The 10,097-nt window shown below is 67.8% G+C and carries 11 protein-coding genes; 4 read left to right on the top strand and 7 right to left on the bottom strand.

Going from position 1 to position 10,097, the window contains the following annotated elements:
• From VF536_RS18685 to VF536_RS18665, 5 genes are all read right to left on the bottom strand, one after another.
• Nucleotides 1-1,357: efflux RND transporter periplasmic adaptor subunit (locus VF536_RS18685; protein WP_331616365.1), on the bottom strand; the 1,357-nt coding region annotated here is incomplete at its 3' end.
• 212 nt (nt 1,358-1,569) lie between these two features.
• A complete protein-coding gene (locus tag VF536_RS18680; RefSeq protein WP_088407718.1) occupies nt 1,570-2,079 on the bottom strand; it encodes a TlpA family protein disulfide reductase in 510 nt (169 codons plus the stop codon).
• A 130-nt stretch (nt 2,080-2,209) separates the two neighbouring features.
• The gene (locus tag VF536_RS18675) at nt 2,210-3,379 is read right to left on the bottom strand and encodes a hypothetical protein (protein ID WP_331616364.1); all 1,170 of its coding nucleotides are present in this window, start codon (nt 3,377-3,379) and stop codon (nt 2,210-2,212) included.
• A 172-nt stretch (nt 3,380-3,551) separates the two neighbouring features.
• On the bottom strand, nt 3,552-4,334 hold the full coding sequence (locus tag VF536_RS18670) for an alpha/beta hydrolase (protein ID WP_331616363.1): 783 nt from the start codon (nt 4,332-4,334) through the stop codon (nt 3,552-3,554).
• Nucleotides 4,331-5,596, bottom strand: coding sequence for a CaiB/BaiF CoA-transferase family protein (locus VF536_RS18665; protein ID WP_331616362.1), 1,266 nt, complete (start codon nt 5,594-5,596; stop codon nt 4,331-4,333). The genes VF536_RS18670 and VF536_RS18665 overlap by 4 nt, the downstream gene beginning before the upstream one ends.
• 31 nt (nt 5,597-5,627) lie before the next feature.
• Between VF536_RS18665 and VF536_RS18660 the strand changes: the two genes are divergently transcribed.
• From VF536_RS18660 to VF536_RS18650, 3 genes are all read left to right on the top strand, one after another.
• Nucleotides 5,628-6,146 (top strand): hypothetical protein, encoded by a 519-nt coding sequence (locus VF536_RS18660; protein WP_331616361.1) that lies wholly within the window; start codon nt 5,628-5,630, stop codon nt 6,144-6,146.
• 87 nt (nt 6,147-6,233) lie between these two features.
• Entirely contained in the window at nt 6,234-6,659 is a 426-nt protein-coding gene (locus tag VF536_RS18655) for a PTS fructose transporter subunit IIA (protein ID WP_331616360.1), read from the top strand.
• On the top strand, nt 6,656-6,925 hold the full coding sequence (locus VF536_RS18650; protein ID WP_067281479.1) for an HPr family phosphocarrier protein: 270 nt from the start codon (nt 6,656-6,658) through the stop codon (nt 6,923-6,925). Before VF536_RS18655 ends, VF536_RS18650 begins: the two co-directional genes overlap by 4 nt.
• A 35-nt stretch (nt 6,926-6,960) precedes the next feature.
• Here VF536_RS18650 and VF536_RS18645 read toward each other — a convergent pair whose 3' ends face one another.
• Nucleotides 6,961-7,806, bottom strand: coding sequence for a GNAT family N-acetyltransferase (locus VF536_RS18645; protein ID WP_331616359.1), 846 nt, complete (start codon nt 7,804-7,806; stop codon nt 6,961-6,963).
• Nucleotides 7,807-7,937: 131 nt separating this feature from the next.
• Here VF536_RS18645 and ptsP point away from each other — a divergent pair, with 131 nt between their 5' ends.
• Nucleotides 7,938-9,716, top strand: a complete 1,779-nt coding sequence (gene ptsP, locus VF536_RS18640; protein WP_331616357.1) for a phosphoenolpyruvate--protein phosphotransferase — start codon at nt 7,938-7,940, stop codon at nt 9,714-9,716.
• 190 nt (nt 9,717-9,906) lie between these two features.
• On the opposite strand, the gene VF536_RS18635 is transcribed toward ptsP, so the two are convergent.
• The coding region (locus VF536_RS18635) for a hypothetical protein (RefSeq protein ID WP_331616356.1) at nt 9,907-10,097 on the bottom strand (191 nt) is incomplete at its 5' end.

Raw genomic sequence — 10,097 nt, 5'->3', positions numbered from 1 at the left:
CGAGTTCGTCGAGCGACTTGATCGCGCGGTCATAGGCCGGCACGGCGCCGGCGGCGCCCGCTCGTGCTTGCAAAAGTTGCAGCAGCTTGAGCCGCCCGACCGCAGCGAAGCCGACGCCGTCGATGACGACGCGCTCGCCCGGCTCGATCCTGCCGTCCACGGCCATCCAGTCGCCGTCGACTGCGCCGGTCTGCACGACCCGCGTGGAGACGGTGTTGTCCGCGCCGACGACGTAGACGTAGAAGCCTTGCGAGCCGCGCAGCACCGCGGCGGCCGGCACGGCCAGACGGTTCTGCTCGGTCGCGAGCTGCAGCTTCACGCTGACCGACTGGTTGGGATAGAGCGCGTCGTCGTCGTTCGGGAACAGCGCCTTGAGCTTGATCGTGTCGGTGGCGATGTCGATGGCGTTGTCGGCGGTCGCGAGCTTGCCGGTGGCCAGGCGCGTCTTGCCGTCGCGGCTCCAGGCTTCGACCGTCATGGACGTCTTGCCCTTCAGCCCGGCGCTGACCTGCGGCAGCAGCGCCGACGGCACCGCGAAGGTGAGGGCGATCGGGCGCGTCTGCGTGATGCTGACGATGCCGTTGGTGTCCCCGGTCTGCACGACGTTGCCGATGTCCGCCTGCTTCAGGCCGACGCGGCCCGAGATCGGCGCCTGCACCCGGCTGTAGGTGACCTGCAGTCGCGCGCTGTCGACGGCGGCCTGGTCGGCCTTGACCGTGCCGGTGAGCTGGTTGACCGTGGCCTGCTGCGTGTCGACCTGCTGGCGCGCGATCGCGTCCTTGGCGAGCAGGTCCTGATAGCGCGTCAGGTCGATGCGGGCGTTGTCCAGCGTGGCCTTGTCGCGCGCGAGCTGGCCCTCGGCCTGGCCGAGCGCGGCCTGGAACGCGCGCGGATCGATCTGCGCCAGCGTCTGCCCGGCCTTGACCTGCTGACCTTCGGTGAAGTGGATCTGCTGCAGCACGCCGCTGACCTGCGCCCGCACGACGGCGGTGTTGGAGGCGGTGATCGTGCCGATCGCGGCCGCGGTGTGGCGGATGTCCTGCAGCCGCGCGGGCATCACCGACACGGGCTGCACACGGTTGGCGGCGAAGCGGCCGCCGCGACCGGCACCGCCGGCGCCCGGACCGCCAGGACCACCAGCACCTGCCGGACCGCTCGCCGCCGAGGCGGGACCGCCCGCCGCGCCTTCAGCGCCGCGGCCCTTCCACCACCACCAGCCGCCGGCCGCGACGGCCAGCACGACGACACCGAGGATCCAGGGCGTCGCCCGGCCTCGTTGTCGATCGAGCTTCGATGCGGTCGAGAGGGGGGAGATGACAGTCCCAGGCGCGCCGGGCAGGTTCTTGTTCGTGTTCATTCGGGCGGGCGATGCTTGCTATGTCGCTACCCTAGTATCTGGCGACAGCAGCCTGGTGTACCCGAGGAAAAGAATCGCAAAGCGTCGGGGCTAACCCGCGTATTCGAGGGGTTCGCGAGCGTTCTGCGAGGAGCCCGGCACCCGAGCGGGCTGTCGTCCGGCCATGAAAAATGCCGCTCGGAAGCGGCATGTTTCGGCGGGGCAGGGAGGGCTCAGCTCTCGGCAAGCAGCTTCTCGATCGTGCCGTGCAGCGCGGCGAAGTCGGGCTCGCCGACGAAGCGCTTGACGATCTCGCCGCGCTTGTTGATCAGGAAGGTGGTCGGCGTGAGCTGCACCTTGCCGAAGCTGCGGGCGATCTCGCCGGTGCTGTCCATCGCGACGCCGAAGGGCAGGTTGCGGGTCTCGGCGTAGTTGGCGACGTAGGCCGGCGGGTCGTAGCTCATGGCCACGGCCAGGGTGTCGAAGCCCTTGTCCTTGTACTTCTGGTGCGTCGCGATGACCTGCGGCATTTCCTTGACGCAGGTGGTGCAGGAGGTCGCCCAGAAGTTGACCAGCATCACCTTGCCCGGCCACGCCTGCACGGAGGCGTGTTTCGAGCCGTCGAGCAGCACGTAGTTCACCTGTGGCGCAGGTTCGGGCTTCAGGCCCTCATAGGCGAGGCCGGCGCCGATACCAACGGCGGCAACCAGCAGCAGGAGTCCGGACCAGCGAGGCAGCTTCATGGGGCGGAGTGTATGCCCGGTGCTGTTCGCCCATCACTTTGGTGGGGCTTAAGTCAGGAGCTTGTCAGGGCGCGCTACGCCGGGGCGGTCGCAGGGAGCCGGCGCGCATTCCGGAGCGCTTCAGCGCGCTTCAGAGCGCCTTGGACAGTTCGAACAGCAGCACCGACGGCAGCGCGTCCTGCAGGTTCTGGCGGGAGATCCGCGCCATGTGCTCCGCCGTGGCCGTCGACAGCTGGGTCTGATGATCGCCGTCCAGCACCTCGATGAAGCTGAAGCTGGGCACCTCGCCGGTGATGTCGGCGCGCAGGCGGTCGAAGTCGGCGTCGCGCATCGACTGCTCGAAGGCGATGCCGTGCGGCAGTCCTTCTTCGCAGAACTGCAGCGCTTCGTCCATCGACCCGACGGTGTCGATGATCAGTCCCATGTGGCGCACGGCGTTCTGGATCTCCTGACGCACCTCGCGGCGCGGCGAGACGATCAGCAGATGGCAGCCGGCCAGCGGCTTGGAGTTGTGCGACGGCGTCGGATCGTCCAGCTCGGGCGGTGCCGGTCGGACGGGCGGGGCCAGTTCTTGCTGGACGCCGGGCTCGTCGCCGGCCACGTGCGGGAACTCCAGCGTCAGCATCGTGATGCCGGCCTCGTCCTCGCGCAGCGGCAGCGCGCCGAGGGTCAGCGCGGTCTGCTCGATCAGGCGCCAGTGCAGCGAGTTCAGTGACTCCGGCGGCGCGTTGATCGCCGCGGACGGCGCGCTGCCCAGGTCCAGCGAGCGATGCGCGAAACGGCACATCAGCCGCGCCTTGGCGGGCCACGGCGTCAGGTCCAGCCGCATCTCCAGCGAGGAATGCGTGTTGGCGAGCGCCCAGTCCATCACCGCGTTCAGCAGCGAGAACAGCAGCGACGCGTCGGTGTGGACCTCGATCGGCTGCAGCAGCTGCCGGATCTGGATGCCGCGCGCCTGCGTCTCGCGGCTGCGTTGCGTCAGCACGCCGCGCAGCACCTGCGTCAGCGGCACGCGCTCGCGCGACAGCCGCAGTCGCCCGGACGCCAGTCGCGCCAACTGCTGGCTCACCATGCCCGCCTCGCGCGCCTGCGCCACCGAGTCGCGCAGCGATCGCAGACCCTGGCGATCGATCTGGCCGGTGCTGATGAGGGTGTGGATCCGCTCCAGTGCCGCGCTCAGCGGGCCGGCGATTTCGGCGCCGAGCTGCTGGACGATGTCACCCCATTGCGAATCGCTCGGGGGCTGCGCCATGTCATTGGCAGCCAGCGGCGCGGCAATGGAAGGGGGCGGGCGGGACATGCTCTCTCGTTCTTGTGAGCCTCCGGCGGCATGCCGGGGCAGGGAGGCGCCATGGTTCCGCGCGGCCCCGGGGGAGGCCATCCCGTGAGTCGGGGGCAATCGCCCCCCTGGGTGGATGGCGTGAAATGGCTCACGATTGCCCAGGGATCGGGGGCGGATTGCGGACGTTCCGTCAAGCCTCCCGGGCTTGGCGCCCGGCGAGCATGAGGAGACGTTCGGTGAGTTCCCTTGGAGCGGAAACCATCACCTGGTGACCCGTCGGGATCTCGAAGAGTTCCCAGCCGGGCTGGGCACGGGCGCGCTCGCGCGCGGCGGCGATCGTGAGGAGGGCGGGGCGGTTGCAGTCGATGAAGGTGCGCGGGCGCTGAAGCCAGGCAGTCTGGTCGAAGTCCAGCGGGCTGTCGTAGACGCCGCCCGGCTGCGGGCGCTGGCAGCGCATCATCCAGTCGAAGTCCTCGGGCTTCAGCCCCATGCCGTGCGGCTCGGTCACCGGGAGGTGGCCGAACTTCGAAATCAACTCGCGGCGCTGAGCCTGTGTCTCCGGCGTGTGGCGGCTGGACCAGGACTCGCCCGGTTCCGGCACCACGGCGTCCAGGTAGACCAGTCGCGCGATGCGGTCAGGCATCTGGTCCGCGACGCCGGTGATCACCATGCCGCTGTAGCTGTGACCGACGAGCAGGACGTCGGTCAGTTCCTCGCACTCGATGGCCGCCTTCACATCGTCGATGTGCGTCTGCAGGCGGATGTCCGCATGCGGCTGATGGGCGCGTTCGCCGACGCCACTCAAGCTCACCGGGAACACCCGGTGGCCGGCCGCCCGAAGCGGCCCGAGCACCCGCTTCCACGCCCAGGCACCGAGCCAGGCACCGTGAACGAGCACGATGTTCACGCCCTTGCTGCCAGGCGCTGGCGACCGGTCCTGGTCCTGGTCCTGGTCTTGTTCCCTGCTGCTCATGCGATGACCCCTTCCTCGCGCCATGCGGCGATCGCGTCGGGGCCGTGTCCGAGTTCGGCGAGAACCTCGTCGGTGTGCTGCCCCATGAGCGGCGGGGGCAATCGGTAGGCCACGGGCGTTTCAGACAACTTCATCGGACTGGCCACCACGCGCAGCGCATCGCTTTGCGGATGCGCCATCGAGACCACCATGCCGCGGTGCTGGACCTGCGGGTCGTCGAAGACTTCGGAGAGGTCGTTGATCGCGCCGCCTGGCACCTTGGCGGCTTCCATCGCATCCAGCCAGTGTTGTCTCGGGCGCTCCGCGACACGCGCGGCCAGGAGCGGCACCAGCTCCTCGCGATGCCGGACCCGCTGCGAATTGGTGGCGTAGCGCGGATCGCGCGGGAGCTCGGGCAGGCCGAGCAGTTCGCAGAACTTGACGAATTGGCCGTCGTTGCCGACTGCAACGATCAGGTGGCCGTCGCTGGCCTGGAAGACCTGGTAGGGCACGATGTTCTGGTGCGCGTTGCCCATGCGGCGGGGCGCCTTGCCCGTCGTCAGGTAGTTGGCGCCGAGGTTGGCCAGCATCGCGACCTGCGTGTCCAGCAGGGCCATGTCGACGACCTGGCCCTGGCCGGTCGCGTCGCGGTGACGCAGGGCGGCGAGGATCGCGACCGTCGCGTACATGCCGGTGAACAGATCCGCGACCGCCACGCCCACCTTCTGTGGTCCTCCGCCGGGTTGCGCGTCGGCCTCGCCGGTGACGCTCATCAGTCCGCCCAAGCCCTGGACCGCGTAGTCGTAGCCGGCGCGGTCGCGGTAGGGACCGGTCTGTCCGAAGCCGGTCACCGAGCAGAACACCAGCCGCGGGTTGATCTCGAGCAGCGCTGCGGCGTCGAGTCCGTACCGGGTGAGGTCGCCGACCTTGTAGTTCTCGACCAGCACATCCGCCCGTCGCGCCAGTTCCCGGATCAAGTCCTGACCCCGTGGGCTGGCGATGTCGATCGCCACCGAGCGTTTGTTGCGGTTCGCCCCGAGGTAGTAGGCCGCTTCGGCGGTGTCCTGGCCTTCCCGGTCCTTCAGATAGGGCGGGCCCCATCCGCGGGTGTCGTCGCCTCCCGGATGACCGCCCTTCGGGGGGCGCTCGACCTTGATCACGTCGGCGCCGAGGTCGGCCAGCGTCTGGGTGCACCAGGGGCCGGCCAAGACGCGGGAGAGATCCAGCACGCGCACGCCCTTCAGGGCCATGGCGGAGGGCGTGGGGGAGTTCGCTTCGCTCATCGGGCCATTGTGGGCCATCCATAATCGTCCGATGCGACCGTCGACCTGGCTCGTCACTCTCCTCCCGCTGATGCTGGCCGCCGGCTGCAGCCCGGCCCTGAACTGGCGCAAGGTGAGCCCGGAAGGGGCGCAGGCGCAACTGATGTTTCCCTGCAAGCCGGACCGCGAGGAGCGCACGCAACCCGGTCCGTCGGGCCAGGCGGTCGCCGTGCGGTCGCTGAGCTGCAAGGCCCGGGGCGCCCAGTTCTCGTTGACCTGGACCGATCTGGGCGATGCCGGGGCGACTTCCGCGGCGATGCGTCGCATGCACGAAGGCATCGCCCGGCAGATGGAGGCGCAGGCCTCCGCGCCGCTGGGCGTGCGCGGCATCTCGGCCGATCCGGAGGCTTTCCAGCAGGCTTTCGAGGCCCGTGCCGGCCAACCCCGCCAGCAGGTGCGCCAAGCCGTGTTCTCCCGCGGCGGACGTCTGTATCAACTGCTGATGCAAGGCGAACGCCTGGATCCGGAAGCCTGGGACGTCTTCCTTGGGTCGGTGGAACTCCCTCCCTGAGGTGGAGGCGGGAGGGCGCCCTCCCCACGATTGAGGGTTTGTGCGAGCCACGCCCGCTTCATGCTGCGGCGCACGATAATGATCGACATGTCCGGCCTGCTGTTGATCGCTCACGCCCCGCTGGCCACCGCGCTGAAGCAGGTGGCCGAGCACACGTTTCCGCATTGCTCCTTGCAGTTGAGGGTGCTGGACGTGACGCCGGAGATGAGCGCCGACGACGTCGAGTCGCAGGCGCGTGCGCTGATCAACGCTTCCGGGCACCAGCAGACCCTGGTGCTGACCGACGTCTACGGCGCCACACCGACGAACGCCGCGCTGCGTCTGCAGGGCGAGCAGGTGAAGGTGCTGACCGGCGTCAACGTGCCGATGCTGTGGCGCTCGCTGTGCTACGCCGGCGAAGGCCTGGATGCGCTGGTCCAGCGCGCCAGCCAGGGCGGCACCCAGGGCATCCTGTGCGACGCGACGGCGCCTTGCGCCTCCAACAACTCCTCGTCCCAACCTTCCTGCTCATGATCAAGTCGACCCTCACCATCAGCAACAAGCTGGGCCTGCATGCCCGAGCCTCGGCGAAGTTGACGAAGTTGGCGGGGGGATTCAAGGCGGAGGTCTTCATGACCCGCAACGGCCGCCGCGTGAACGCCAAGAGCATCATGGGCGTCATGATGCTGGCGGCGGGCATCGGCGCGGAGGTCGAACTCGAGACCTCCGGCGAGGACGAACAGCCCGCGCACGACGCCATCACGGCGCTGGTCAACGACAAGTTCGGCGAAGGCCAGTAGCCGCAAGGCCTGGCACCTCGATCTGGTCGGGCTGTTCAAGCCCCCAGGAAGTGCTTCCGGTACCGCGCCGGCAGATCCGCGATGCGCATGATCATCGGCAGGTCGGCGGTGTTGAAGTCCGGATCCCAGGCCGGACGGCCCAGGATGCGCGCGCCGACACGCAGGTAACCCTTGATCAGCGGCGGCGGTTCCACCGCCAGGTCCTGGCGCAGCTCGTCGACCGGCAGCGGCAGTCGCGGACGCACCTGCCAGGCGATGTCGGCCATGTGGCTGGCATCCAGCTGACGCCAGAGGCTGGCGGCGTAGTGGCCGCCGTCACGCATGCTGATGCTCGCGCAGCCGATCATCGTGTCCAGGTCGTTGCGGACCATGAATTCGGTGAGCGCGCCCCACAGCGCCATGATGGCGCCGCCGTTGCGATGATCCGGATGGACGCACGAGCGACCCAGTTCGACCATGCGCGGACGCAGCGAGCGCAGGCGGGTCAGGTCGAATTCGGTCTCGCTGTACAGACCGCCGGCGCGGCGGGCCGCTTCCGGCGTCAGCACGCGGTAGGTGCCGATGACCTCGCCGGGCTGTCCGTGCTTGTCGAGCGTGCGCACCAGCAGGTGCTCGCAGAACGGGTCGAAGAGGTCGATGTCGTGCCCGGCGGGCGCGCCGGCAGGCACGCTCAGCCGCGCCCCCATCTCATCGACGAAGACCCGGTACCTCAGGCGCTGGGCCTGACGGACTTCGTCCTCCGTGCGCGCCCAACCCACGTGGAAGCGAGTGCGCGCAGCATCGACAACGGCATCTTGCGAGCTGGCTGGAAGTGACCTCCGGGGCGCTTCGGCGGGGCGCAGATCGGAGAAGGGCAGGGTAGGCAGCGGCAGATCCCTCATGGCAAAGCCTCGCTGAAGTGATGGCCGCGATGCTGAGTGGGCGGGGTGACGCGTCGGTGACCTTCAAGTGAACGAACCGTGACAGTCGCGTGGTGGTCACGGGCTTCTCCCCCCACTGCTAAAGTCGGCGCATGAGCTTTCAGGTCTTCGGCATTCCCGTTTCTCGCGGCGTGGCGATCGGCCGCGCGGTGCTGGTCGCTTCCAGCCGCGTCGACGTCGCGCATTACTTCATCGCCGCCGCCGACGCGGAGCAGGAGTACGCCCGCTTGGTGAGGGGCCGCGACGTGGTCACCCGCGAATTGCAGGGCCTGAAGGCGGAACTGCCCGAAGACGCGCCGCACGAGCTCGACGCGCTCCTGGATGTCCACCTGCTGTTGCTGAATGACGAGGCCCTCGTCGACACGGCACGCGATTGGATCGTCGACCGTCACTACAACGCCGAATGGGCGCTGTCGGCGCAGCTCGAAGTCCTGGCGCGCCAGTTCGACGAAATGGAAGACGACTACCTGCGGGAGCGCAAGGCGGATCTGGAGCAGGTCGTCGAGCGCGTCCTGGCCGCGCTGGCGGCGGAACTGGACGATGCGCCCCCCGGAGGTCCGGCCGCGGTGGTGGCCCGGGACTTTGCCGGCGAGGATCCGTTGCTGCTCGTGGCCGCGGATATCGCGCCAGCGGACATGATCCAGTTCAAGCGCAGCGTCTTCCAGGGCTTCATCACCGACATCGGGGGGAAGACCTCGCACACGGCCATCGTGGCGCGCAGCATGGCCATCCCCGCCGTGGTGGGGACCCGGGAAGCGTCGCGACTGATCCGCCAGGACGACTGGGTCATCATCGACGGCGATGCCGGCACGGTGATCGTCAATCCGTCGCCCATCGTGCTGGAGGAATACCGCTTCCGGCAGCGGCAGTCGGAACTCGAGAACGCACGTCTTGCCCGCCTGCGGCACACGCCGGCGATCACGATGGACGGCCAGCGCATCGAGTTGCACGCCAATATCGAGTTGCCCGGCGATACCGTGGCGGCGCTGGCGTCCGGTGCGACCGGCGTCGGTCTGTTCCGCAGCGAATTCCTGTTCATGAACCGCGATGGCGACCTGCCTAGCGAGGAAGAGCAGTTCATCGCCTATAAGAGTGCGGTCGAGGCCATGGCCGGCCTGCCGGTGACGATCCGTACGGTCGATATCGGTGCCGACAAGCCGTTGGACCGGATGTCAGTCAATGAACTCCGGCACGAGCACGTGCTCAACCCAGCCATGGGCCTGCGGGCCATCCGGTGGAGCCTGGCGGAGCCGAGCATGTTCCGGCAGCAGCTGCGCGCCATCTATCGTGCAAGCGCATTCGGAAAGGTGAAGCTGCTGATTCCGATGGTTGCGCATCTGGCAGAGATCCGTCAGGTCCAGGAGGCAGCCAAGCGAGTGAAGGCGCAGCTTGACGAGGTGGGCCAAGCCTATGGCGAGGTCGACCTCGGGGTGATGGTGGAAGTGCCGGCGGCGGCGATCATGCTGCCCCAGCTACTCAAGCACGTGGACTTCGTGTCGATCGGAACGAACGACCTCATTCAGTACACGTTGGCCATCGACCGCGCCGACGAGGCGGTCGCCCATCTCTATGACCCGTGGCATCCCGCGGTTCTGCATCTGCTCGCAAACGCTATCCGACAGGCTCGGGCTGCAGGGAAAGACGTCAGCGTCTGTGGCGAGATGGCGGGTGATGCCGCCTTCACCGATCTGCTATTGAGTATGGGGCTGACCAGCTTCTCGATGCATCCGTCGCAGATCCCGTCGGTCAAGCAGCGCATCCTTCGGGCCGACGTGCCGCGCCTGGCCGCCGGGCTGCCTCGCATCCTGGAGAGCGATGAGCCGGCCAAGGTGGCGCTGGAGGTGCTGGCGCCGCAATCCAGACTGCATTGAGCCGCAGCCTCGTCGCCGGGACGGCGACGGTCGAACACCGCACGTTCAATGAAAGCCGTATGACGGGAGTTGCGCGACTGAAAAAACTCGTGCTAGACTAGCGGTCTTCGCTGTTCACGACATTGTTTTGAACGGCGGCCTCGGAGGATATGCCGAGGTGGTCAGATGAATAACTAGCAAAAGCGGGTTTTCATTTGGCGGCGAGATTCTCGCAGTCGACGAAGAAAATAATTTCTCTGACTGCTTGACGGATTCGAAAGAAATCGTTCATAATCTCGCTTCTGCGCTGCTGACGACAAGTCAGCGACGCGACGAAGTAAGTAGCAAGGGGCTGAGGCCTTGAGCGAGTAGTTGCTTCGATGTTCTTTAAGAATTTACAGC

The organism is Roseateles sp. (assembly GCF_036486225.1).
In the GTDB taxonomy this organism is placed as follows: domain Bacteria; phylum Pseudomonadota; class Gammaproteobacteria; order Burkholderiales; family Burkholderiaceae_C; genus Roseateles.
This window is presented reverse-complemented; position numbering and strand designations above follow the sequence as displayed.

Excerpts from the sequence above, each read along its gene's own strand:
- VF536_RS18680 (WP_088407718.1), bottom strand. The coding sequence starts at position 2,079 with ATGAAGCTGCCTCGCTGGTCCGGACTCCTGCTGCTGGTTGCCGCCGTT.
- VF536_RS18675 (WP_331616364.1), bottom strand. The coding sequence starts at position 3,379 with ATGTCCCGCCCGCCCCCTTCCATTGCCGCGCCGCTGGCTGCCAATGAC.
- VF536_RS18670 (WP_331616363.1), bottom strand. The coding sequence starts at position 4,334 with ATGAGCAGCAGGGAACAAGACCAGGACCAGGACCAGGACCGGTCGCCA.
- VF536_RS18665 (WP_331616362.1), bottom strand. The coding sequence starts at position 5,596 with ATGAGCGAAGCGAACTCCCCCACGCCCTCCGCCATGGCCCTGAAGGGC.
- VF536_RS18660 (WP_331616361.1), top strand. The coding sequence starts at position 5,628 with ATGCGACCGTCGACCTGGCTCGTCACTCTCCTCCCGCTGATGCTGGCC.
- VF536_RS18655 (WP_331616360.1), top strand. The coding sequence starts at position 6,234 with ATGTCCGGCCTGCTGTTGATCGCTCACGCCCCGCTGGCCACCGCGCTG.
- VF536_RS18650 (WP_067281479.1), top strand. The coding sequence starts at position 6,656 with ATGATCAAGTCGACCCTCACCATCAGCAACAAGCTGGGCCTGCATGCC.
- VF536_RS18645 (WP_331616359.1), bottom strand. The coding sequence starts at position 7,806 with ATGAGGGATCTGCCGCTGCCTACCCTGCCCTTCTCCGATCTGCGCCCC.
- ptsP (WP_331616357.1), top strand. The coding sequence starts at position 7,938 with ATGAGCTTTCAGGTCTTCGGCATTCCCGTTTCTCGCGGCGTGGCGATC.